Genomic DNA, 26186 nt, shown 5'->3' with positions numbered 1-26186 from the left:
CGGTCATCGCTCGATATAGGGGAATTGGCGGGCCGAGATGGCCTCGCGCGCTTCGGGCAGAGACGGATGGCCGCCAATGAAATCGTCCGGGTAATACGCCAGGTGGCGCACACCTGCGGCCAGCAGCAACTGGCTGTGCGCAAGCAGCACGCCATCGTCCAAGGGCTTGCCGGTACGCCAATCGACCGTCTGCAGTTCAAAGATGGTCTTGTCGAAGCCATGCGGGTTTTCGCCGACGCGCTTGGCCAACTGGCTCAACCACTGCCGAGGGTCGTCGGCCTTTTCCATGTACGGCATCGCCATCAACGCGGTGTAGTCGTACGCGGCAGTGAACGCGTCCAGCCGTTGTGCGAACCAGGCTTCGCTGTGCGGCTCCAGCACCGGTTGCGCGAACAGGTTGCGCACTGTCACCAGCTTGGGGCGCCAGCGTTCGGCGGCGGTCTTCAGCTGCTGGGTGAAGCCGATCAGCGCCTGGGTGCGCTTGGCGGGATCGCCATTGCCATAGTCCGGCAGTTCGTCATCGCGCAGATAGGCATCGTCGTGGAAGAGCAGCCCTTCGAAATAGGCATTGGCGGCAAGGTCTTCGTAGACGTCGGCCACCAGAGCGCGCGTGCGCGGATTGCCCGGATCCAGCCGCGGCACGTCCTTGGGATCGTTGCCGCGGATCTGCAATGCAGCCTGTTGCTGCGCATCGGGCAGATGGAAGCCGAGCACTGGCAACCAGGCGAACACACGCACACCGGCGCGGGTGCGTAGCTGCCAGGCCACGCGCCCGAACAGGTCCGCGCGCATCGGCAGATGCCGGTTGGGGAAATACAGCGCATCGGCTGCGCCGTCGCCATCCGGGTCGGCAAAGGCCTGCAGGAAGACGTGGCTCGGGCCGATGTCCTTGACGCGCTGAACCAGGATGTCGAGGTTGCGCGCCAACTGTGCCGGGTCCGGGTCGTAGACGTAATCCAGGTCGATCTGGATGGCGCGCAACCCATCGCGCGACAGATCGCGGCGCAGTTCGCCGGCCAGGTCGCGTACGTCTGGGTTGTTGAACAACAGCAGGCGCCCGAGGCTGGCCAACGATTGCCCATCCACGCGGTCGCGGCCTTGCTGGCCGATATCGGCTTCGTGCGAGCGGCCTTCCAGGTCGAAACTCAGCGTCATCCCCAGCTGCGCGGCAATGGCATTGCTGGCGCGGTTGTAGGCGGCATACGGCCATACCATCGCACGCGGCGGTTTGCCCAGATGCGCCACGATGGCATCGCGGCTATGCCGCAGATCGGTTTCGATGCGCTGGCGATAGTCTGCTTCGTCTTCGTAGCCGCTGCGCGCATCCCACAACCGTGTGACCGCAGCAGGGGTCTGATTACCGAACGGATTGCCGGCAATGCCCTTGTGCAGGTCGTCGCTATGCGAGCCGATTTCCACCAGGCCGCTGTCCTGCATCTCGCGCAGTTGTGCCCAGGTGACGAAATCGTCTTGAGTGAAATCGCGTGGGCCATAGGGGACGACCCTGCCTGCAGGCAATTCGACCCAACTGGTCACCGGCGCAACCAGTGCGGGGTAGCCATAGGCCTGCAGTAGCGGAAATACCCGCGTATAGACGCTGCGCAGGCCATCGTCGAAGGTGAGCAGCACCGGACGCGAGGGCAGGGGGCGCCGGCCGGCGCGTGCATCCAGCACCTGCTGCACGCTTACCGGGTGGTACGCATGCGAGCGCAGCCAGTCCAGATGCGCAGCGAAGTTGCTGGTGGACACCGCGTAGCGATCCGGGTCGCCCTTGGCGGCGACGTCGTCGCGAATATCGTGGTAGCTGAGCACCAGCAGCCCCGCCTGCGCCGACGACGCGAAAGTCATCAACAGCAGCGCGAGCAGCAACAGCAGCGGGCGGATCACGGCGTACCTCCCCATCGGAAATCCAGGTCCAGTCCAAGTTGGTGTTCGCGCCGACCGTCATAGACCGGGCGCGACCAGCTCACGCCATACGTCAACGCGCTGCCGTCGCCCAGCGACCACAGGTGCCGATACGCAGCTGCAGGCACCCATTGGCTGCCAAAGCCCGATTGATAGGTCGGTCCGGCGGTGACTTCCAGGCGCTGCCGAAACGCGTAGTCGTAGCGGCGCCAGCCGATCTGTTCGATGCGTACACCCGCGGCCATGCCTGCGCTGCGGCGTGGGTTGAAGTAATCGACAACGCGGTCGTCTTCGGCGCGCCCGGCGGATGCAGCGAACACGCCATCGACCAGCACATGCGGGCGTGCCCACAGGCGCTGGCTGCCGGAGAGGTCGAGCTGATCGCGCCGGTTACCATCGCTGTAGCGCAACTGGCGCGCCTGCAGTTCCCAGCGGCTTTCATCGCTGGGTGTCCAACGCGCGGTGGCGCCGATGCTGTCGGCGGTGATGCCCAGGCGACGCGCTTGCAACGAGGCCTCCGGGTCGCGTGTCCGCCAGGCAACGCTGCCATACCACGCATCGGAAAAACGCCATCCGGCGTCCAATGCCCACGCGGTGCCATCACGGTCGAAATCATCCAGTGCGCGGCCGCCATAGGCGCTGACATCCAGGCGGTTGTAGCGGTAATGCGTGCCCAGCCAGAAACTGCGGTAGCGCACGCGGGTGTCCTGAAAGTCGGCCCAGTCGTCGCGGGCACGCAGGCCGACACGCCAGCGCTCGCCGAGCAACGGCGACTCTGCTTCCAGCAAGGTGCTGCCGAAATGATTGCCGAGCGGCGAGATCGATGTGGCGCGGCTGTCGTTCTCGCTGCGTCCCCATGCATGGCTCAGATGCATCTGCCAGCCGCGTTGGCGCTGCAGCGATGCGCCCAGCCGTTGCAGGCCAACGTCATCGGGATACTCGGTGCGCAAGGTCTTGAACTGCGCATCGGCCAGATCCAGTCGGTCCAGGTCGCGCTGGGTTTCGACCATGCCGCTACGCGCCTGTTTCTGATGCGGATCCAGCGTCAGCGCAACCCGATTGCGCTGCAGGGCCTGCGTGGTGTGCCCGCGACGCGCCTGGATCGAGGCCAGCGCTGCCTGCAATTCGGCATTGTCTGGACCGATGGCTGCACGTTCGCGCAGCAGGCGTTCGGCATGACGGTTGTCGTTGGCCGCGGAACGCGCGGTGGCCAGTGCAATGTCGGCGCTGAAGCGGTCCCAGTTTTCGTAGCCACTGGTGGCGCCGGCTCGCCGCGGCCAGGGTGCCTGGGTGGCAGCCAGCCGTTCGAACAGCGGCAGCGCTGCATCGAAGCGCTCCTGCTCAAGCAAGGCGTAGCCGAGCAGGACCTGTGTGTTGAAATCGTCCGAGCTGTGCTGCAGCGCCTGCCGCAGCACGATTTCGGCCTCGGCAGGGCGGCGCAGGCCCATCAACGAATCGCCCACCGTGGCAAGCACATACGTCGGGACGTCGATACCCTGCGCTCGCAACGCTTGATATCCGGCCACTACATCGCGGTGGCGCTGGCGCTGATTGAGTGCGATCAGGCGATCGACGCGCAACCGCGTCGCTTCGCTGGCCACCTGCGGTGGTGCACTGCGTTCGATACGCGCCATTGTGACCAATGCCTGATCGGTCTCCGCGTAGCGGTGCGCCGCATCGATCGGTTCGGCACCGGCCCAGCCAATCATGCGAGCGACGCGATCGTTTTCGAGGCGGTCGCGCTCCTGCTGCGAGAACCAATCGGGATGGCGCCATACCGCTTCGGCGGCCAGCTGCGCGCTTCCCAGGTCGCTGAGCGTCAGCGCACGCATCGTATAGGCGCCCTTGTCGCGCGGGTCCACACGCAACACCCGCTCGTAGATGGCTAATGCGTCCGCGTAGCGCTGCTGGCCGCGCAATTGCTCGGCCTGCTGCATGGGCGTGAGGGCGATGGAGGCGTCAGTCACATCCGCAGGCCGCACTTCACCACTGCGCGCCGGGGGCGCACACAGGGCAAACAACGCGAGGCCAAGCAGGGGAGTGAGTGCGCCTGTGAGGTCAGGGCGACCGCGCTGCACGTGCTTGTGCAAGCGTGTGGGGAAAAGAAGTCACTAGCGATCCCGGCTATGAGGATCGGCGATACTGCGTATGCCGTTGTAAAGATGACGTCGTCACGGTGTTGATGAGATGTTCATCGGCTGAAGCTGCTTGGTAAGCGAGCACGATTTCGCTGAGTGCGTAGCGTGGTTCTCCGCCATTAGTGGCATGCGCATCTTCCTGGATGGAAAGGATGGCGAGTAGGGTGCGGCCCTGGCGGTTCGTCACTCCCAGAATTTGTTATGCCTATTGAGGCATTTCTAAAATTAGCGTCTTAACTGCCCGTTGACCGAACTTGCCGTCAATAAGTCGCCTCGACGGACCGATTCACGCAGCCTCGCTTCCAGCACACTCAACTATTTTAGTGATGCTCATCACATAAGGCCGATTGTCGGGTTTTTCTTACAGGGTGGCCCCTACAGCAAGCGTTGACGTTCCGTTAACGCTACAGCAAAGTCCCGCAGCACTCGCCGCGCTGACGGGTTGCGTCGCCGTTTTGGCGGCCAGGCGCGGTGGTGCGAGTAACGGCATGTCACGGCGTGACCGTTGCACAGGGGGCATGACAGATGTGGATGCGATCGGCGCCGCTGGCGCTGGCGGCTTGTCTATGGGCGGTCGCCGGGCTGGCGGCTGCCCAACAATCGGCACCTTCCAGCCTGGATCGGCAGGAACAACTGCGCCAGGCCGAAGAGATCCAGCGTCGGCAGGAGCAGGAGCGCCAGGCGCCCTTCGCCGGCCCGCGCGAGGACGCCGACCGCGTGGACGCGCGTAGCACTGCATTGCCCACGGAAGAGCTGTGCTTTGCCATCACGCGCGTGCGCCTGTCCGGTGCGGGCGATGCAGCGGACCGTTTTGCCTGGTTGTGGAAATCCTTGCGTCGTTATGAGGGCCGCTGCATTGGCCGCGCGGGGATCGACATCATTCGCCGCCGCGCATTGGATCGCCTGGTGGCACGTGGTTTTGTCACCACCCGTATCGGGGTGCCCGAGCAGGATCTGTCGCGTGGAGAACTACGTTTCGAATTGATGCCCGGACGTCTGCGTGCGGTGCGTGTGGTCTCCGATACCGATGGCGCGCACTGGAAGACGGCCTTGCCGTTACGCAGCGGGGACCTGTTGGATCTGCGCGCAATCGAACAAGCCGTGGAGCAGTTCAAGCGCCTGCCATCACAGGACGCCAAGATCGACATCGCGCCGGGCGAGGCGCCAGGCGACTCGGATCTGGTGATCACCTTGCAGCACGGCCGGCGTTGGCGCGGTGTGGTCAACGCTGAGGATTCGGGTGTGGAGGCCACGGGCCGTGTGCAGGGTGGGCTGGATCTTTCGCTGGACAATCCACTGGGACTCAATGATCTACTCAGCGTGGGCTATAGCCACGATCTGGCCACGCGCGACGAAGAGCGCGGTACCCGCGGTAACAGCCTGAGCTACAGCCTGCCCTGGGGTTGGTGGACATTCGCCTTGTCGGCGTCGTCGTATCGGTATCACCAACGCGTGGATGGCTTCCTGCAGACCTTCCGGTCCAGCGGCGAATCCAGCAATGCCCAGCTGGATATCCAGCGCGTGCTGCACCGTGACGGCACCAGCAAGACCTCGGCTGGCATGACCATCGGCCGGCGCCGCGCACGCAGTTATCTGGATGGCGTGGAGATCGGGATCCAGCGGCGCGATACCAGTAGCGCGGAATTCTATTTCACGCACCGTCGCTATCTCGGCGCCATGCAACTGGATGCGCGTATCGCCCACCGGCGCGGAACGCCCTGGTTCAACAGCCAGTGGACCGGATACGACCCAGACATCGGGTTTCCGACCTTCCGCTATGGCGTCACCACGCTGGACATCAGTACCGCGCTGCCCTTCAAGCTTGGCCCGGTGCCGATGGCCTGGGAGAGCAGCCTGCGTGCGCAGACGGCTGGCGAACTGTTGCTTGGTTCTGAATTCTTCACCATCGGCGGCCGCTACAGCGTACGTGGCTTCGATGGTGAAGCCACGCTGGGTGCAGAGAAAGGTGCGTACTGGCGCAATACCGTGAGCTTTCCGGTGCAGCGGATCGGGCTGACGCCTTACCTGGGACTGGATGCAGGCCGCATCGATGGCACCAGCGCCAGCGGGCTGCGCAGCCGCAGTCTGGTCGGTGGCGCGGTGGGGCTGCGCGGCGGCTGGTTGGGCGCCAGCGTCGATGCATTCGCCGGTTGGGCCATCCACCGGCCCGATGGATTTGGAACTGCGCAGCCGGCCTACGGCATGCGTGTGATCTACCAGTTTTGACATGGACCGCGCGGCCAGTCGGCGGCGCGCTTGTTGATTGATGACGCCTGCGGGCGGCGAGAGAGAAACGATGGACACCGAAGCGATGAGCGTGCGTGGTTGCGTGGCCGAACAAAGCAAGCGCGCCTTGGCGCTGCTGCTGTGCTTCACCGTGACCTGGACATCGTTCCCGGCGTGGGCGCAGGTTGCGCCGACGGCCAACCCCGGCGGTCAGACGCCCGGCCAGCAGGTCGCGGCTAACGGTGTGCCGGTGGTCGATATCGTCGCCCCCAACGCACGCGGCATCTCGCACAATCGCTACAGCACTTTCAACGTCGGCCCGAATGGACTGATCCTCAACAACAGCGCGCAGATTTCAAAGACCGAGTTGGGCGGCTATGTGGCCGGCAACAACAATCTGCAGCGCAGTGGGTCGGCATCGTTGATCCTCAACGAAGTCACTTCCGCCACCAGTCGCCTGCAGGGTTACACCGAAATAGCCGGCGCCAAGGCGCAATTGGTGATTGCCAACCCCAACGGCATTTCCTGCGATGGCTGCGGATTTCTCAACACCTCGCGCGTCACGCTGACCACCGGCACGCCCAACCTGGGTGGCGATGGCGCCTTGAATGGGTTCACCATCACCGGCGGTGCGCTCAGCATCGGCAGCAATGGTCTTGATGCCTTCAATGTGGACCGCCTGGATCTGCTGTCGCGCCAGCTCAGCGTCAATGGGTCGATCTGGACCAAGGAACTGGTCGCAAGCGCAGGCGCTGGACGCGTCAACTACGACGGCATGTTGCTCGACGTGCTGCCCGGTACCGATGGCGCCGCGCCGTCGATCGGCATCGACGTCGCGCAGCTGGGCGGCATGTATGCCGACCGCATTCGTCTGATCGCTACCGAAGCCGGCGTGGGCGTGGTCAGCCGCGGCACCCTGGCCGCGCAGAGCGGTGATCTGCAGATCGACAGCGCGGGCCAGGTGAGTCTAAGCGGGACAACGGTGGCGCGCGATGGAATGGATGTGCGTGCCGCCGGTGACCTCGACCAGCGCGGCGTGCTCGGCTCGCAGCAAGGCGATGTGCGTCTGCGCGGTGCACGCATGACCCTGGCGGGCGATCTGATCGCCGCCGGTACATTGGATGCACAAGCCAGTGGCGCGTTGAGCCATAGCGGCCGCAGCAGCGCCGGCGCCATCCGTTTGTTCGGTTCGGAATTGAATGCCGATGGCAGCCTGCATACCACGGGTGCGCTGGATCTGGGCGCCGATGGTGTATTGCGCAGCAACGGGGTGGCGTATGCGGCAACCGCTGCAACCCTGCGTGCGGGGCAGATTGGCCTGACCGGCACGCTGCAGAGCGGCGGCGCGATCGGGCTGAATGCAAACGCGATCAATGCACTGGGCACCCTGGACGCGGCCACCGCCTTGCGTGTGAACAGCAGCGGCGACGTGCGCCTGGGTGGATTGGCGCAGGCCGGGCAGGGTGCCGATGTGCAAGCTGGCGGTCGGCTGGAGCTGCAGGGCCAGCTGATTGCAGCGGATGCAGTGGCGCTCAATGCGGCGAGTATCGACATCGCACAGCGCGGCGCACTGTCTGCGGGTGGCGATCTGGAGTTGCGCAGCGCAGGCGCCTTGAACAATGCCGGTAGCGGCTACGCCGGCCGCGATCTGCGTCTCCAGGCAGCGACTGTCACCACGTCAGGCAGTTTGTCTGCAGCAGGCGATGCGCAGGCGGCGGTTGCCGGTGGTCTGGTCAATAGCGGCATGTTCGTTGCAGGCAATGCGCTGACTATTGACGCAGCGCAGCTGGACAGTCGCGGCGATATCGGCAGCCAGCGTGGGGAGACGCTGCTGCGCAGCCGCGGCGGTCTGGCGCTCAGCGGCAACACCGTGGCAGGTACTGCCTTGGGCCTGGACGCCGCAGCGGATGCGCAGGTCTCGGATATCGTCAACGCCGGTCGCGTGAATCTTCGTAGCGGCGGCGATACCGCACTCTCCGGCACCTTGCAGACCACCGCCGGTGGATTGGTGATCGCCGCAGGCGGTGAGCTCGTCAGCGATGCCGTGGTGGGTTCGACAGGCACGATCGATTTGCAGGCGAACGGCGCGCTGCGTCAGCGTGGCCAGCTCCGCGGCGACGGCGCGGTGCAACTGCGCGGCGCGGCGATCGAGCACAGCGGTGTCATCGATGCAGGTGGCGACCTGCGCATCACCAGTGCTGCCGATCTCGCGTTGGACGGCACCGTGCAGAGCGCCGGCTCAGCCACATTGCAGGCGGGCGCAGCACTGGATAACCGCGCGAAGGTGGTCGCAGCCGGTGCGCTGGATGTAGAGGCAGCCTCATTGCGCAATGCGCAAGGCGGCGCGTTTTCGTCGGATGCCGGTGCGCGCGTGCGCACGGCCGGCACATTGGACAATGCCGGCAGCCTGTATGCGGCGAGCGATCTGCAGCTGACCGCAGGCGCGTTCACGCAAAGCGGCAGCGCCAGCTCGGGCAACACGCTTTCGGCAGCTGTGAGCGGGTCATTCGACAACGCTGGCAATGTGATTGCCAGGAACGCGCTACAGATCGATGCCGGTAGCGTGCGCAGCAGCGGTCAACTCGGCAGCGAAGCGGCAGGTGTTCGTCTGAGCAGCCAGGGCGATATCGCGCTGCAAGGCGTGGTTGCCGCTGCGACCACGCTGCAGGCCAGCGCCGCTGGCGATCTGCAGCAGGCAGGGTCGTTGAGGGCTCAATCGCTGGCACTGCGTGCCGGGCGTGATCTCAGCGCCGCTGGCAATCTGCAATCGGCATCCACGCTGGATCTGCAGGCACAGCGCGCACTGACGTTTGCTGGGCAGGGCCAGGCCGGTGGTGATGCTTCACTGCGTGCTGCCACATTGACGACGCGCCAGGATGCGGTGCTGCAAGGCGCTGGCGCGATCGCGCTGGAGGGCGCAGCCGTCGACAGCCGCGGCAAGCTGGACGCGGGCAGCGATCTGCACATCCGCAGCCAAGGCGATCTGACGCTGGCGGGTGTGGCACAAGGCGGCCGCGACGTTGTTTTCAATACCACCGGCGCGCTCAGTAACGCGGCGCAGGTCTTTGCAGGCCGCGATCTGGCGTTGCAGGCAGGCAGCCTGGATAACACCTTGAACGGTGTGCTGGCGGGCGAGGGCAACATCGCCCTGACCACGACGGCACTGCTGAACAACGCAGGCCGCGTGCAGGCCGGTGGCGATCTGCAGGTCAGCGCTGCAAATATGGACCAGGGCGGCAGCGCGTCTGCAGGCAAGGCGTTGCGCACCGCCATCGCAGGCACTCTGGCCAATCGTGGCAATCTGATCGCCAAGGATGCGTTGCAGGTCGATGCAGCCACGCTGCGTAGCAGTGGGCAGTTGGGTAGCGAGCGGGCCGATGTCACGTTGAACAGCCGAGACACGCTGCAACTAGAGGGTGTGGTTGCAGCAGCCACTGCATTGCGTGCGACTGCTGGAGGCGATTTGCAGCAGGCTGGTTCGCTCAAGGCACAGTCGATCGCATTGCAGGCGGGGCGCGACCTCACTGCAAACGGCACTCTGCAATCGGCATCCACGTTGGATCTGCAGGCGCAGCGCACGCTCGCCCTGAATGGACAGGCATCGAGTACGGGTGAGGCAACCGTCACCGGTGCAACGGTTCTGACAGGCGCTGCAGCAGTGCTGCAGAGCGGTGCTGCCATCACCCTGGATGGCGGCTCCATCGATAGCCGCGGTTCGCTCGATGCGGCGACCGATTTGAACGTGCGCAGCGCCGGTGATCTTGCACTGGCTGGCGTGGTCCAGGGCGGGCGCGATGTTGCGCTGACCGCTGCGGGCGCGTTGAACAATGGCGCTCAAGTCGTGGCAGCCCGCGATCTGCGTGTGCAAGCTGCCAGTGCCAACAACGCAGCAACTGCGACCTTGGGCGCACTACGCGACCTGCGCGTCGATGTCGCTGGCGTGTTGGAGAACAATGGCACCCTGCATGGCGAGCGTGGCCTTGCACTGAACACCGGAACATTGCTGCAGCGCGGCCGTGTCTATAGCGGCGACGCTGTGTCGATCGCTTCGACAGGCGTATTCGAGAACGCGGGCCAGCTGGTATCCGGCAAGGATCTGAGCATCGCTGCCGACAGCATCGTCAGCAGCGGGCAACTCGGCTCGGTCAACGGCGCACTGACGCTGACCAGCCAGAATGCGATCGATCTACAAGGTGTGGTGGCTGCGGCGACCACCCTGCAAGCCACCGCTGGTACCGATCTGCTGCAGGCCGGCTCGCTCAACGCGCAGGCCGTGACATTGCAGTCCGGCCGCGATCTCACTGCCGGTGGGACATTGCAGTCCGCGTCTGCGTTGGATCTGCAGGCGCAGCGCAGCCTGACGTTGAACGGTCAGGCGCAGGCGGGTAGTGACGCCAACCTGCGCGGTAACAGCATCGCCACCGGCCGCGACGCCGTGCTGAAAAGCGTCGGTGCGATCAGCCTGGACGGTGCGGCAATCGACAGCCGTGGCACGCTCGATGCCGGCACGGACCTGAGCCTGCGCAGTACCGGAGCCCTTGCGCTCTCAGGCGTGGTGCAAGCCAATCGCGATGTGGTGCTGAGCGCAACCGATACCTTGAGCAACGCGAGCCAGGTGATTGCCGGCCGTGATCTGTCGGTGCAGGCAGGCAACACCACGAACGTGGCGGCCGGCGTGTTGGCGGCCGATGGCAGCGTCACGCTGACTACTGGCGCGCTGCAGAACGCCGGCAAGGTGCAGGGCGGCGGCGATCTGCGCATCACCGCTGCCAGCATGGATCAGGGCGGCACTGCAATTGCAGGCAAGGCACTGACCGCGAAGGTCACTGGCACGCTGGACAACCGCGGCAACCTCATTGCCAAAGAGACGCTGCAGGTGGAGGCGGGCAGCTTGCGCAGCAGCGGCCAGCTCGGGAGCGAAACTGCCAACGTCAGCTTGATCAGTCAAGGCGACATGACGCTGCAAGGCGTTGTCGCCGCAGCGACCACATTGCAGGCAACGGCAGTTGGCGATCTCCAGCAGGCCGGTTCGCTCAAGGCGCAGTCGATCGCGCTACAGGCTGGTCGCGACCTCACCACGGCAGGCACGCTGCAGTCGGCAACGCAACTCGATCTGCAGGCACAGCGGACTCTCACCTTCAACGGACAGGCGGTGTCTGCAGGTAATGCCACGTTGCGCGGCGCGCGTATTGCAACAGGGCAAGCCGCAGTGCTGCAAAGTGCTGGCGCGATCAGCCTGGATGGCGCGGCGATCGATAGCCGTGGCGCACTCGATGCAGCCACTGATCTGAATCTGCGCAGCACCGGCGACCTGGCGGTTGCCGGTGTGGCGCAAGCCGATCGCAACGTGGTGCTGAGCGCAACCGGTGCCTTGACCAATGCAGCGCAAGTCGTCGCTGGTCAGAGCTTGAACGTCACGGCAGCCAGCGCAAGTAATGCGACAAACGGCGTGTTGCTCGCGCAGGGCGACGCTACGTTCTCCATCGGCGGTCTGCTCGACAATGCTGGCGCCGTGCGCGCTGGCAATCAACTCACGCTGGGTGTCGGTTCGCTGCGTCAAACCGGTCGGGCCTATGGTCTGCAACGCTTGGGTGTGCTCGCCACTGGAGCGGTGGACAATCGCGGTGACCTGATTGGCGGCAATGGCTTGCGCGTGGAAGCGGCGCAAGTCAGCAGCAGCGGCCAGCTGGGCAGCGAACGTGGCGATGTCGCCTTGATCAGCCGCGGCAACCTGGAGCTCGGCGGCAGCCTCGCATCGGCTGGCAGCTTCTCGGCGCAGGCCGATGGTGCGCTGGCACAGAGCGGCACTCTGAGTGCGGGCAACACGCTCGACCTGCACTCCAAAAGCGATCTCACCGTTGCAGGTCAGCTGCGCGGCCAGCAGGTCACCCTGGCCAGCGACGCCGTGGTGCGTCAGCAGGGCGTCGTCAGTGGTGCGACAGTGGGGCTGCAGGGCGCGCGGATCGAAAACGCCGGGCAAACCACCGCGTCGGGAAATCTGAGCCTGCGTGCGGGCGAGATCACCATTGCCGGTACAGTCGGTGCAGGCATTGCCGGTGACGGCAATCTGGGGGCGGCCAGTATGTTGAGCCTGGTCGCCGATCGCCAGTTGAGTGCATCAGGCAAGTTGTTGGCGGGCGGCAATCTGCTCGCGCAAGGCGCCCAGCTGCAGCTGGGCGGCGCCAGCACGCGTGCCACCGGCAATGTCGCGCTGACTACTGCCGGTAGCCTCGACCACCGCGGCGGCGATCTGCTCGCTGGCGGCACGCTCACCGTGCAGGCAGGCGGCACCATCGACAACGGCCGTCTCACGGGCGTTGGCGGACAACTGCAGGCCAGCCAGCTCAGCATCGATGGCGGCAGTTTGAACAATGCCGGCGGTCGCCTCGTTCAAAGTGGTAACGGCGCGACGCGCGTCAGCATTGCTGGCGCAATCGACAACACGTCGGGAACCTTGGCCAGCAACGGGCAGGATCTGACCATCACTGCCGCAAGCCTCGACAATGCGCAGGGACGGATCGAACATGCCGGTAATGGCATTGCATCGGTCACCAGCCGTGGTGCATTGGGCAATGTGGACGGTCGCATCGTCTCGCAGGGGACGCTGACCATTGGTGCCAGCAGCGGCATCAACAACCAGGGCGGCACGGTTGCTGCCGCTGGTGATGCAACGCTTACTGCGGCCAGCCTCAACAATCTCGGCGGTTCGGTCGCTGCACGCGGTTTGACGGTGCAAAGCGGTGGTGCTGTCGACAACCGTAGCGGGCTGCTGCAGGCCAGCGGCGGCGCGATGGCATTGCGTGCCGATAGCCTCAGCAATAGCGGTGGCACGCTGCAGGCGGTGAGTAGCGGTGGTGCGGGCGGCAGTCTGCGCGTCGAGCTCACCCGTGGGCTGGACAATGGCAGTGGCATCATCGGTGCCAGTACCGATGCGGTGATCACTGCGGAAAATATCGCAAGCTCCGGCGGCAGCCTGCAGGCGGGTCGCGACCTCAGCGTCACCGCGCGGGGTCAGTTGGACAATCACCAAAGCGGCAAACTCAGTGCCGGCCGCGATCTCAATGTTGCGGTGACAGGCGCGCTGCTCAACAGCGGCGGCCAGCTTGATGCCGGCAATACGCTCGCCGTGTCTGGCGGACGGATCGACAATACGCAGGGCAGCATCGTCAACAATGGCGGTGGACTGACGCGCATCACCACCGGCGGCGCATTGACCAACACCAGCGGTAATCTTGGTGGACGCGGCAGCGTGGTGATCGATGCTGCCAGCATCGCCAACAACAGCGGCCAGCTGGTCGCTGGCGGCGACCTGATCGCCAACACCAATGGCTTGAACAACCAGGGCGGCAACGTCTATGCCGGCGCGAGCTTCCTGCTGCAGCGCGCAGGCGCCACGCTCGACAACCAGAACGGCAGGATCAAGGCCGAGCAGGCAATTCGCCTGAACCTGCAGAGCCTGAGCAACGCCGGTGGCCAGATTGGCGCGGGCAGCGTCACCGGCGGTGCGGGAGATGTGGTGATCGACACCGTCGGTTTCGACGGCGGCGGCAGCATCCTGGCGCAAAACCTGCTCGATCTTACCTTGCGTAGCGACTACACGCATCGCGCAGGTGCAGATCTCACCAGCAATGGCGATTTCAACCTGCGTGTTGGCGGCAACCTGGTCAACGAAGCCACGCTCAAGGCCGCACGTCGCCTGGACATTACCGCCAGCAGCATCGCCAACCGCGCCGGCGCCAACATCCTGTCCAACGACACCCGCCTCAACGGCGGCAACGTCATCGACAACGCCGGGAGTATTTCCGGCAATGGCGCGCTATCGCTGGTGGCAAACAGCATCTACAACACCGGCAGCATTGTCGGCGGCAATGTGTCGGTGAATACCGGCACGCTGGTCAACGGCGCGGACTTTGGCGGTGCGACGGGCAATGCTGCCTATGGCTCGGCCTTGCTGGGCTCCACCGGCAACATGAACCTGATCGTGCGCGATCAACTGCTCAACCGGGATGCCCGCATCTTCAGCTTGGGCAATATCGCCATTGGTGGTGCGCAGGATGGTGGTGGCACGCTCACCTCGCGCACGGGCGTGGTGAATAACCTTTCGGGCAGTATCGAGGCTGACGGAAGTGTTTTGATAGCGGCTAATCAGCTGAATAATCGGCGGCGGGTAGTTAATGCCAGAACTGGGCCCTTGACAGATTCAGAGCGCGCTGCTGCCAACGCAGCCATGCCCGAAGACGTTATCCGAAGAGATCCACGGCCGGGGAGTTCTGGTTCCGGTGGTGTTCGCTATGCAGGACACGACCCTGGTGTTTACCGTTCTTACGATGTCCGTGAGCGCGAGCAGTTGATTTCGGCCAGCGCCGAAGGCCGTATTGTGGCTGGCGGTAATATCGGCTTGTCGGGCTATGTAACAAACAGTACGTCGACAATAGCTGCTGCGGGTTCTCTACTGGTGAATCAGCGGGGTGTCGGTGGTCTGTCGGACGGAATGCTGGCCAGTAGTGATGACGTACTCAATCAGGCCCTAGCGCTCAAGCAGGTCGCCAATTACACAGACACCGAATATACGGCTCGGGCAGTCTATAACGACTGCATGCAGCGGCCTGGTCAGAGCGTTGTCTGCTATTGGGAAACAGATGAGCGTGTCGTAGGCTCTGGCACAGTAGACAGCAGCTACATCGCCCTAGGCGCGAGCATGACCGGCGGCCAAGGCGTCAGCATCAACGGGGCCAGCATCAGCAACGGCGCCGTCGGCAGCGATGGCCGCATCGTCAGCGGCGCCTCGCTCAATGGCGTCAGCGCACAAGGTGGATTGAGCGGTCGCACGCGGCAGACCGCGGCAAATGTCGGTGGTCAGGCCGTCATCGGCCGGGCAAATGGGGGGGCGGCCAGCATCAGCGTGGCGAGCAACACCGCCGGCAACGCGGGTGCGCAGGTCGATGCGACTACGCAGGATGCGTCGCTTGCGGCATCCGGCGGCATCGTCAAGATGTCGGTCGCACCGGTCATGTCCAATGACAGTGGCTTGGTGCATAGCACTGTTGATCAGGCCAACGTGCAAGCTGCGGCAACCGGTAGCGGCGTCGTTGCCGGCGTTGGCGAAAGCCGTACCCGCGTCGATCCGGCCACCATTCCGGTGACCAATATTGTCGGCGGCGGCCAGACCTCGCTGGCGCAGATCGATCTGCCCATCGGCGGGCTGTATCGGCTGTCCAATGGCACGGCCACCGACCGCACAGCCATGGGCCGCGCGGCAACCGGCCTGGGCGGCATCAACGCCTGGCGCAGCAACGGTCCCGGCCGTCGTTACTTGATCGAGACCGATCCACGCTTCGTCAACTACGACAACTTCATCAGCAGCGATTTCCTGCTGGACAAGCTGGGCGTAGACCCGGAGTGGACCCAGACCCGCCTGGGCGATGGTTTCTACGAGCAGCGCCTGGTGCTGGACCAGATCACCCAGCTCACCGGCCGCCGCTATCTGGGCAATTACGCCGACGGCGTGGCGCAGTACCGCGCCTTGCTGGAGTCGGGCGTGGCCGCCGCAGGTCAGCTGCAACTGAGCATGGGCGTGGGCCTCACCGCCGCGCAGGCCGCCGCGCTGACGCAGGACATCGTGTGGATGGTGGAGCAGGACTACCAGGGCCAGAAGGTGCTGGTGCCGGTGGTGTATCTGGCCTCCAACTCGCTGCAGCTGCGTGGCAACGGCGCCTTGATCGCCGGCGGCAACGTCGAGCTCAACGCCATCAATTCCATGAGCAACCAGGGCGTCATCGCCGGCGCCGATGTCAGCATCACCGCAGGCAACCTGCTCAACCAGGGCCGCATCAGCGGCACTGGCGCTGTATCGCTGGAAGTCCGTAACGACCTGCTCAACCAGGGCCAGATCCAGGGACGCGACGTTGCACTGGTAGCCGGCAACAATCTGGTCAGCGAAGCATCCAAGGCCATCAACGGCGTCGGCATCCTGTCCGGCATCAGCGCCAGTAACACCCTGCAACTATTCGCCGGCAACGACATGACGCTGACCGGTACCCGCGTGCAGGCCGATGGCAGTGCGGCGTTGATCGCAGGCAACAACCTCAGCCTTACCCCAAGCGCGTTGCGCAACGATAACGGCCTGCTGCGCGGTGGCGATGCGATGTCGGTGACCACCGCCAAGGATCTGGTGATGTCTGCAGGCAACGACCTGCAACTGCACGGCGTCACCATCAAGGCCGGCGGTAGTGCCGCACTGCAGGCAGGCAACAACCTCTCGCTGACCCCGACCACTGGTCTGGATGGCAAGGTTGCCACCCGCACCAATATCAGCACCGGCGACAGTCTGCAATTGACCGCCGGCAACGACCTGACCATCCGCCAGGCCGACGTCAAGGCCGGCGGCGATCTGATTGCCGCAGCAGGCAACAACCTCAACGTCGAGTCCGTCCTCAACGAGACCGAAACCAACAGCTACAAGACCCGCAACGGCAAGACCCGCGTCACCACCACCACGACCACCCAGACCATCGATCAGCAGGCACTCACCGCCGGCGGCAACCTGATCCTCAGCGCCGGCAACGACGTCAATTTGGTCGCGGCAAAACTCGATGCTGGCAAGGGCTTAGGCATCAGCGCCGGCAACGACATCAACGCGAGCACGCTGACCACGGTCGACACCAGCGATACGCTCGAGACGCGCAAGCGCTTCAAGCAAACCACCAGCACAAGCGACGAAACCGTCCACGGGGTCGAGTTCAGCGCCGGCGGCAACTTGGCGATGCAGGCGGGTAACGACATCACCCTCACCGCCGCATCAGCCGCCACCAAGGAAGGCGGCATCACCCTGGCCGCCGGCAACGACGTCAACCTGCTCGCCGCCAGCGAGCAGCACGACGCCGTGCAGGACATGACCAAGAAGAAGAAGGGCACGTTCTCCAGCAAGACGACCACCACGCATGATGAGTGGCACGACAACGTGGCCGTCACCACCACGCTCAGTGGCGACACGGTGCAGATCGCGGCGGGTAATGATTTGCTGTCGCAAGGCGCGCAGGTCGCCAGCACCGGCGATGTGGTGTTGGCCGCAGGCAACAACCTCACGCTGGACACGGTGCAGAACACGCACAGCGAGGAACACGAAAAGACCGTCAAGAAGTCCGGTCTGTATGGCGGTGGTGGATTCAGCGTCGCATTGGGCGTTACCAAGAAGACCGACGGCCTGGATGTCACCGAGGTTACCAACAGCGGAAGCTTGGTCGGCAGCACCGATGGCGCGGTGACGATGACCGCCGGCAACAAGGTTGCCATCACCGGCAGCGATGTGCTGAGCGCCACGAGTACCACCATCGTGGGTAAGGAAGTCACGATTGCGGCAGCGGAGAACACCGTCGATACGGTGCAGACCTCTAAGCAGCAGAGTGCAGGCATTACGTTAGGTTTGACCGGGGGCGTGGTTGCCGCAGCGGAAGCCGCCTACAGCGCGACCAAACGTGGCTCAGAGGTGGAGGACGACCGTCTAAAAGCACTTTATGCCGCCAAGGCGGGTTACGCCGTCAGCGATGGCGTGGCCGAGTATCAGGCGGCTGCGGCCGCTGGCAGCAGTATGGGGGGCGTGAGTTTACGCATCGGTATTGGCGCTAGTAGTGCGTCGAGCAAGACGACCACACATGAGGAAACCACTGGCGGTAGCCGCATCCTAAGCGACGGCAACGTCACCATCGCAGCGACGGGCGGCGATCTGAATGTCATTGGTAGCAAGATCAATGGTGAAAATGTCGCGCTGTCTGCGGCGAACGACCTGAACTTGCTGAGCAACCTGGAGACCAACACCAACAAGTCGGAGAACAAGAACGCCGGCGGCGAGATTGGTGTCAGCGTTGGTACCACGACAGGCGTGTATCTCACTGCCTATGCTGGTAAAGGCAGTGCCAAGGGAAATAGTGACGTACACGCTGAAAGCGTGGTGACCGCTAACGACAGGTTGACGTTGGTCAGTGGCAACGACACTACGATCAAGGGCGCACAAGCAGTCGGCGACAAAGTGCTGGCCGACGTCGGCGGTGACTTGCTGATCCAAAGTGAGCAAGACACAAGCGACTACAAGAGCAAGCAGCAGCAGGCGGGTATGACGTTGGTGTGGGGCTTTAGCGGCAGTAGTGCGAACTACAGCCAGCAGAAGGTCAACAGCAGCTATACCAGTGTCAATGAACAAAGCGGCATTCAGGCAGGCAAGGGTGGATTTGATATCACTGTTGGGGGCAATACGCACCTTTTTGGCGGCGCAATTGCAAGTACGGCGGATGCGACACTCAATCGCCTGTCCACGGACAGCCTGACAGTAGAAGATCTTCAAAACGAAGCAAAGGCAAAGGTATCGAACATCGGTGTGGGCGCGGGGACCAGTGGTGCTGGATTAGCGCAATCCGCCGCAAGTGCAGGACTCAGTGCTCTGGGCAGCGCCAATAGCAATGCAACGAGTACTACTCGCAGTGACATTGCTGCTGGTGCTATTGAGATACGCAATAAGGATTTCAGTGCCCTGGAAGGCCTGGAACGTAGTGCTTCGATGCTTGATGGCAATAGCGTCAAGGCGATTGATACGAACAAGTTGCAGGAACAGGTCGAGCTGAGCCAGGTTGCAGGCGAAGTCGGATTTCGTACTGCCAAAGAAGTGATCGCTGCACGGCGTGACGCGGCAACAGAAGAGCTCAAGGCCGCAGCCGAGGATTATCAAGCTGCTACAACCGATGAAGAGCGTGCGGCAGCAGTGGTGCGGCGTGACGCCGCTCAATCCAGCCTCAAGCAGTGGTCCGATGGCGGCAACGCCAAGATGGCAACGCAGGTGCTGGCAGGCGTATTCCAGGCGAGTCTGGGCGGGGGCAGTGCCCTAGGCGCTGCTGCTGGTGTGGCTGCGAACGAAGGATTCCTGACCAAGCTAGCAGCAAGCATCAATAAGGGCCTGGATAGCGATGGTATTGCCCACGAAGGAGCGATGAACCTGGCCAGCATTGGCCTGGGTCTGATCGCTGGCGGTCTGATGGGGGATGCCACGTCGGGCGCCATCGCCGCCAGCACCTCCCAGCAATATGGCTATTACGACTACCGTGACGGAAAGCGACAGCTGCTGGCCTCAGATGCTCTGCGTGAGATGGCCGGGGGTGATGAAGCCTTGCTGCAAGGCATGCGTACGCTGATCAACGAGGCAATCAAGAATGGTGCAGATCCGGCCAGTCTTGCGGCCGCGCTTACGACGCCTGGCGTCGCCAACAACATGGCGGGCATGGCGCTGGTTGAAGCATCGGCCCAGAGGGAATTCGGCAAGAGCTTTGGTTCGCTCGATATCGTGGATCAAAAGTCGGTTCTGGGGCTGCTGGGCAAGGTTTATGTTGAAGGCGCCCAAAGCATCGGTTCTGATGGGCAGCCTCTCGCTGCTGTTGGAAGTGTCGAGAAGCTTCCAACAGTTGAGGTGCTTGGTAAATCATCCGGGGGGCTACTGCACGCCGGTCAGCTTGTCAGCGGGGTCATCGAGAGTGGTGGCCGGGGCGTAGAGAGGGCAAGCAACTGGCTGGGTCAAGACACAGCATTGGCGCTCGCTTACGTGGCGATGGCGGCTGCTGGCGGCCCGGTCAAGACCGTTGCGAGTACGCTGTTTGAAAACTCTGCGCCAGGCGAGTTCCTGCAGAACAAGAAGCAGCAGTATCTGGTTGATCCGTTTGGAAACTTTATTGGGATTTATGGCCTAGGAGCCCAGGGCGAGCAGCAGCTTCAATCGGTAAGACCTGCAAGCAGCGTGATGGCCGGGATGGGTGTCGATGCGATGATGTCTGTCGCCGGTATTGTCACTGCTGGCACGGGAGCACGAAGCTTACTTGAGAATTCGCTAGGAATTGGCAAAAAGTTAGACAACGTCGAGTATCAATTGGCAGGAGATGGTATCGGAGGTCCACATCGGCAAACTAGTAAGCCTGCAGGAGATGGATTGGATTCACATCATTGTCCCGCAAAGGATTGTTACACAGCTGCTCCTATCAGCAGTAGCAGAGGTCCTGCAATTAAGATGGATCCTGACGATCACAGAAAAACTGCAAGTAATGGGTCGGGAGATGACGCTGTTGCTTACCGTGCAAAGCAGAAGGAGCTGTTAGAACAGGGGCGCTTGATGGAGGCGCAGCAGATGGATATCGATGATATTCGCTCAAAGTTCGGCAGCAAGTACGATGATGCGATTAAGCAGATGGTGGAGTACACTAAGACTCTCGACCCTAAAGATTTTATCCCGAAGAAATGAAAATAGAATTTGTTTGCCAGAAGGGGGCTGTTGGGCCGTTGCATGTTGGGATGCGGCGAGCTGAAGTGCGTTATATTTTGGGTGGCATTTACGAGGAATTTAAGAAATCGCCGTTTTCAGAAAACACTACAGATGATTTTCCGCATCTAAAATTGCACGTTTTCTATTCAAAAAATGACATTATTAAAGGGGTTGAATTATTCCCGGCTGCTGGAATTTTTTTTAAAGGTTACAACTTGTTTGCTCTAAAGTTAAACGATATATTAATAATTCTTGATAAATTGAGTGTTGGTTACGAAATTGGAGATGTTGGGATTCGTATTCCCGAGGCTGGCATTCGAGTTTATGCTCCTGAAATATTGGATTCTAATGTTGCCTCGATAGAGGCGATTTATTGCGAGCTATAACTGATGTCTAAGTGTCAGGTTTGGAATTGATTGTGAATTTAAATTGATCTGGTTAGCCCGTTTGGCGCCAATGTCTATTGCGCCTGATCCAGCTGAGAAATATGGGTGATTAGAGGCGTGTATGACGCGGTGCGTGAAATGAGGACGTGCGTCTGTGCCATATCGCTTGCGCTGCAGCAGATCAATCCGTAGGAGCAACACTCACGATCAGCTCGCCATCGCGTATGCGAATGTGAAGTTTGCTACCGATGGCAAAGCCCATTTCTTCCAGCCAGCGACCACGCAAGCGTACTGTAGGAATGCGTTGATCGCTGGCGGAGTAGTAGCCATAACCGACGGTCAGCTGCCGCGGCGGGCGCGGGCGACGCTTTGCGCGCTGTTGTTTGACCAGGTCGGCGGCGTTGGCGGCTTGAACCTCTTCGGGGGTGAGCAGCGGGGTACGCGGCGATTCTTTGATGCGCCGGACCGCGTCGCGGGGTGATTGACGCTTTACGCGCTTGCGTGTGCGAGATGGCGGTTGACGCATGGCAAAGCCCTCCGTTGCGAACAGGCGCCGTCGCCGATCAGCGACGGGATGTCGGGAGGTTAGAAACCGCACGTAGCCGGCGGGCGTATTTCCCCAAAGGGTGTTGTATTAGCCGCCCTCCCGACGCAGGCATCGCGTCGGTTGCGCCAGCAAAGATGCAGGCACAAAAAACCCACCGGTTTGACGGAGGTGGGTACCGCTACGTGAGGAGTTTCTACGCTCCTTGGAGCAAGAGATTGCTACCGCGCAGGAACCATGTCAATGGCTTCGTAACCTCGCGCTCAACGCCACCAACTCCATGAGCAACCAGGGCGTCATCGCAGGCGCCGACGTCAGCATCACCGCAGGCAACCTGCTCAACCAGGGCCGCATCAGCGGCACTGGCGCTGTATCGCTGGAAGTCCGTAACGACCTGCTCAACCAGGGCCAGATCCAGGGACGCGACGTTGCACTGGTAGCCGGCAACAATCTGGTCAGCGAAGCATCCAAGGCCATCAACGGCGTCGGCATCCTGTCCGGCATCAGCGCCAGTAACACCCTGCAACTATTCGCCGGCAACGACATGACGCTGACCGGTACCCGCGTGCAGGCCGATGGCAGTGCGGCGTTGATCGCAGGCAACAACCTCAGCCTTACCCCAAGCGCGTTGCGCAACGATAACGGCCTGCTGCGCGGTGGCGATGCGATGTCGGTGACCACCGGCAAGGACCTGGTCGTCTCTGCAGGCAACGACCTGCAACTGCACGGCGTGACCATCGCCGCCGGCGGCAGCGCCGCGCTGCAGGCGGGGAACAACCTCTCGCTGACCCCGACCACCGGTCTGGACGGCAAGGTCGCCACCCGTACCACCATCAGCACCGGCGACAGCCTGCAATTGACCGCCGGCAACGACCTGACCATCCGCCAGGCCGACGTCAAGGCCGGCGGCGATCTGATCGCTGCCGCAGGCAACAACCTCAACGTCGAATCTGTCCTCAACGAGACCGAAACCGACAGCTACAAGAGCCGCAACGGCAAGACCCGCGTCACCACGACAACCACGACCCAAACCATCGACCAGCAGGCATTGACGGCCGGCGGCAACCTGATCCTCAGCGCCGGCAACGACGTCAATCTGGTCGCGGCCAAGCTGGACGCCGGCAAGGGTCTGGGCATCAGCGCCGGCAACGACATCAATGCCAGCACGCTGACCACGGTGGACACCAGCAACACGCTGGAAACGCGCAAGCGCTTCAAGCAGACCACCGCGACCAGCGACGAAAGCGTCCACGGCACCGAGTTCAGTGCCGGCGACAACCTGGCCATGCAGGCCGGCAACGACATCACCCTCACCGCCGCATCTGCCGCCACCAAGGAAGGCGGTATCAGCCTGGCCGCCGGCAACGACGTCAACCTGCTCGCCGCCAGCGAGCAGCACGACGCCGTGCAGGACATGACCAAGAAGAAGAAGGGCACGTTCTCCAGCAAGACCACAACCACGCATGATGAGTGGCACGACAACGTGGCGGTCACCACCACGCTCAGCGGCGACACGGTGCAGATTGCTGCGGGTAACGATCTGCTCTCGCAAGGCGCGCAGGTCGCCAGCACCGGCGATGTGGTATTGGCCGCAGGCAACAACATCACGCTGGACACGGTGCAGAACACGCACAGCGAGGAACACGAAAAGACCGTCAAGAAGTCCGGTCTGTATGGCGGTGGTGGATTCAGCGTCGCTTTGGGCGTCACCAAGAAGACCGACGGCCTGGACGTCACCGAGGTCACCAACAGCGGCAGCCTGGTCGGCAGTACCGATGGCTCGGTGACAATGACCGCCGGCAACAAGGTCGCCATCACCGGTAGCGACGTGCTGAGCGCCACCAGCACCACCATCGTGGGTAAGGAAGTCACGATTGCTGCGGCGGAAAACACTGTGGACACGGTGCAGACCTCCAAGCAGCAGAGTGCGGGTATTACGTTGGGATTGACCGGTGGGGCTGTAGACGCGGCGCAGGCGATCTACGGCGCAGTCAAGCGCGGCTCGGAGGTCGAAGACGATCGCCTGAAAGCGCTCTACGCCGCCAAGGCGGGTTATGCGGTCAGCGACACGGCGGGACTGGTCAGCAATGGCCTAAAGGGCTACGACGGCCAAGCGGTTGCCGGCAACATGACGAAGACCGGTGCCGCTGCTGCGGATGGCGCGCAAGGTGCCGCCAATGCGGCGGGTGTGAGCTTGCGCCTCGGCATCGGCGCCAGCAGTTCGTCGAGCAAGACGAACACGCACGAGGAAACCACCGGCGGTAGCCGTATCCTCAGCAACGGCGATATCACCATCGTCGCGACCGGTGGCGATCTCAATGTCATCGGCAGCAAGATTGCCGGTGAAAACGTGGCCCTGGCTGCTGCAAACAATCTCAACCTGCTGAGCAACAAGGAAACCAACACCACCAAATCGGAGAACAAGAACGCCGGTGGCGAGATCGGTATCAGTGTCGGCGCGGTCACGGGCTATTACCTGTCGGTGTCCGCAGGCAAGGGCAGCGCCAAGGGCAATAGCGATCTACGCACCGAAAGCGTGATCACGGCCAACGACACCTTGACCCTGGTCAGCGGTAACGACACCACGATCCAGGGCGCACAGGCCGTCGGCAACAAGGTTCTGGCCAATGTCGGCGGCGACCTGCTGATCAAGAGCGAGCAGGACACCAATGAGTACAAGAGCAAGCAGCAGCAGGCCAGCCTGACCTTGGCGACCGGCTCGGGCAGCGGCGGCAGCTACAGCCAGCAGAAGGTCAACAGCAGTTACACCAGCGTGACCGAGCAGAGCGGCATCCAGGCCGGCAATGGTGGCTTCGACATCACTGTGGGCGGTAACACGAAGTTGGTTGGCGGTGCGATTGCCAGTGCTGCCGATGCCAGTCTCAATCGGCTGTCCACCGATAGCCTGACGGTCGAGGACCTGCAGAACAAGGCGGAGTACAAGACCAGCGGCGTAACAGTTGCCGGCGGCACGGGCAGCAGCATGGCCAGCGTTGCCATCGGTGCCGGACTGAGCATGCTGGGCAACGCCAGCGATAGCTCGAGCAGCACGACCAAGAGCGACATCGCCGCCGGCTCGATCCAGATCCGCAATGGAGATGCGTCAGCGCTCGCTGGTCTGGATCGCAGTGCAACCCAATTGCAGCAGTCCGGGCTGAAGGAGATCTTCGATCAGAAGAAGATCGAAGACCAGAAAGAGCTGATGGGGCTGGCGGGGGAAATTGGGTTCCGGGTAGCGGGTGACTTGGCGAGCAGCATGCAAGAGCGGGCGGCATTAGACCTTGCTTCAGCAAGATCCAGCGGGGACAAAGCTGCGGAAGCAGATGCATTAGCTCGAATAAGCAGTTGGGGTGACGGAGGAGTAAACAAGGTCTTGTTACATGGCCTGACAGGTGCGGCCGTTGCTGCACTGGGAGGGGAGAGCGCACTTGGCGGTGCCATCTCGGCTGCGGGATCTGAGAGAGCCAAACGGGTCATGGCTGATTATTTGGTTAGTCAACATATTGACCCCAATAGCGAGACGTTTAATAGCCTGATGGAGGCGGGTAGTGCGATTATAGGCGGGGCCTTGGGTGGTGCAACGGGGGTAGGTATTACAGTTGCAGCTGATAAATTTAACCGCCAACTCCATTCTGATGAAAGAAAGGTAATTGAGTCTCTTGTAGCCAAGGGATATAGCGAAGAAGAGTCGCTGGCTGTGGCATGTGCGATAGTACAATGCCTTCTGGGACGCGGATTAATAAAACCGGAAACGCTTGCAGAGGGTCTGGTAGGCGACATTGAACTAACTCCAGCAGGGCAACAACTGGGCGCTCGCTACCAAGCAATCTTGTCAAGCATGAGTGCTGATGAGCAACAGCAGATAGCACAAGAATTGGCTGCTACCGGGCTATTCAATTACGGTTGGAAGGACGCCTTTAAAGATGCGGCAGTCGATACTCAGTTCGGCGTCCGTATGGAGGGGTTGGCTAAAGGCACTCTCGGAGCAATCGGGGCTATGGGAGTCGGAGCTTGGTGTGGCTTCACTGGCGGCCTCGGATGTGCTGTAGGAGGTGGAGCTGCTGCCGTTGAAACTGCGGACAATACTGCTGCTGGACTGACCCAGTTCTATGCTGGTCGACCCACGCTAACTTTGCAGAACCAAGCTTGGCAGGCGGTAGGGCTAACTCCTGAACAGGCGAACTTGGCTGAGGCAGGTACAGCATTGGGCCTTGGTATCGGCGGGGCGATTGCAACCAATAACGCTCTTGCTTCTACCAGTAAGATCCCGTCCAAAGTAGCAGGCGAAGTACCCATTACTCCAGTGGGACAAGCTTATGAAGACCCATCGAAACTGGTAAAAAACAGAGTTGAGGAAATTTTAAACCAAATACCAGATAATTCGAAAGGGCGTATTACGATGGCTGTGGCTGTAGTGGAGGATTCCAACGGTGTCTGATACGCCCAGGGTTCCGTAGACACTCAAGACCCTCGTTGCGCGTAGCGCCGTTCGAACTCTACAGGCGACAGGTCGCCAGTTGAACCGTGGCGGCGTTTTGGGTTGTAGAACATCTCGATATAATCGAACACCTCGGCGCGTGCGGCGTCCCTGGTCGGGTAGATCCGCCGCCTGATCCGCTCGCGTTTGAGCAGGCCGAAGAAGCTCTCCACGGGTGCGTTGTCGTGGCAGTTGCCACGCCGACTCATGCTGCACA

At 62.4% G+C, this 26186-nt stretch carries 7 protein-coding genes and 1 pseudogene; 4 read left to right on the top strand and 4 right to left on the bottom strand.

Annotated elements, in window-relative coordinates; all coding sequences use genetic code 11:
* Positions 1 to 3: 3 nt before the first annotated feature.
* Together pgaB and pgaA are read right to left on the bottom strand one after the other, a co-directional pair.
* Positions 4 to 1902, bottom strand: a complete 1899-nt coding sequence (pgaB, locus tag A7D17_RS15885; protein WP_064509978.1) for a poly-beta-1,6-N-acetyl-D-glucosamine N-deacetylase PgaB — start codon at positions 1900 to 1902, stop codon at positions 4 to 6.
* Positions 1884 to 3842 (bottom strand): poly-beta-1,6 N-acetyl-D-glucosamine export porin PgaA, encoded by a 1959-nt coding sequence (gene pgaA / locus A7D17_RS15880; protein ID WP_064509977.1) that lies wholly within the window; start codon positions 3840 to 3842, stop codon positions 1884 to 1886. The genes pgaB and pgaA overlap by 19 nt, the downstream gene beginning before the upstream one ends.
* Before the next feature lie 726 nt (positions 3843 to 4568).
* Between pgaA and A7D17_RS15875 the strand changes: the two genes are divergently transcribed.
* The 3 genes from A7D17_RS15875 to A7D17_RS24215 all read left to right on the top strand — a co-directional run bounded on the left by A7D17_RS15875 (position 4569) and on the right by A7D17_RS24215 (position 20948).
* Entirely contained in the window at positions 4569 to 6269 is a 1701-nt protein-coding gene (locus A7D17_RS15875) for a ShlB/FhaC/HecB family hemolysin secretion/activation protein (protein WP_064509976.1), read from the top strand.
* 70 nt (positions 6270 to 6339) lie between these two features.
* A complete protein-coding gene (locus A7D17_RS15870; RefSeq protein WP_239692228.1) occupies positions 6340 to 20541 on the top strand; it encodes a two-partner secretion domain-containing protein in 14202 nt (4733 codons plus the stop codon).
* A complete protein-coding gene (locus A7D17_RS24215) occupies positions 20538 to 20948 on the top strand; it encodes a hypothetical protein (protein ID WP_153041975.1) in 411 nt (136 codons plus the stop codon). Before A7D17_RS15870 ends, A7D17_RS24215 begins: the two co-directional genes overlap by 4 nt.
* Before the next feature lie 181 nt (positions 20949 to 21129).
* On the opposite strand, the gene A7D17_RS23080 is transcribed toward A7D17_RS24215, so the two are convergent.
* On the bottom strand, positions 21130 to 21474 hold the full coding sequence (locus A7D17_RS23080) for a SymE family type I addiction module toxin (protein WP_082862063.1): 345 nt from the start codon (positions 21472 to 21474) through the stop codon (positions 21130 to 21132).
* A 271-nt stretch (positions 21475 to 21745) separates the two neighbouring features.
* Here A7D17_RS23080 and A7D17_RS15860 point away from each other — a divergent pair.
* Positions 21746 to 25930, top strand: a pseudogene (locus tag A7D17_RS15860) (hemagglutinin repeat-containing protein); the annotation flags it as partial.
* Positions 25931 to 25953: 23 nt separating this feature from the next.
* Here A7D17_RS15860 and A7D17_RS15855 read toward each other — a convergent pair.
* On the bottom strand, positions 25954 to 26186 hold a 233-nt coding region (locus A7D17_RS15855), incomplete at its 5' end, for an IS3 family transposase (RefSeq protein WP_153041903.1).

The sequence above is a fragment of the Xanthomonas floridensis genome (assembly GCF_001642575.1).
In the GTDB taxonomy this organism is placed as follows: domain Bacteria; phylum Pseudomonadota; class Gammaproteobacteria; order Xanthomonadales; family Xanthomonadaceae; genus Xanthomonas; species Xanthomonas floridensis.
Note: the sequence above shows the minus strand (reverse complement) of the source record. Positions and strands in the feature narration are given on the sequence as shown.

Bases quoted from the DNA above. Each gene is read 5' to 3' on its own strand.
- pgaB (WP_064509978.1), bottom strand. From the start codon at position 1,902: ATGGGGAGGTACGCCGTGATCCGCCCGCTGCTGTTGCTGCTCGCGCTG.
- pgaA (WP_064509977.1), bottom strand. From the start codon at position 3,842: ATGCAGCAGGCCGAGCAATTGCGCGGCCAGCAGCGCTACGCGGACGCA.
- A7D17_RS15875 (WP_064509976.1), top strand. From the start codon at position 4,569: ATGTGGATGCGATCGGCGCCGCTGGCGCTGGCGGCTTGTCTATGGGCG.
- A7D17_RS15870 (WP_239692228.1), top strand. From the start codon at position 6,340: ATGGACACCGAAGCGATGAGCGTGCGTGGTTGCGTGGCCGAACAAAGC.
- A7D17_RS24215 (WP_153041975.1), top strand. From the start codon at position 20,538: ATGAAAATAGAATTTGTTTGCCAGAAGGGGGCTGTTGGGCCGTTGCAT.
- A7D17_RS23080 (WP_082862063.1), bottom strand. From the start codon at position 21,474: ATGCGTCAACCGCCATCTCGCACACGCAAGCGCGTAAAGCGTCAATCA.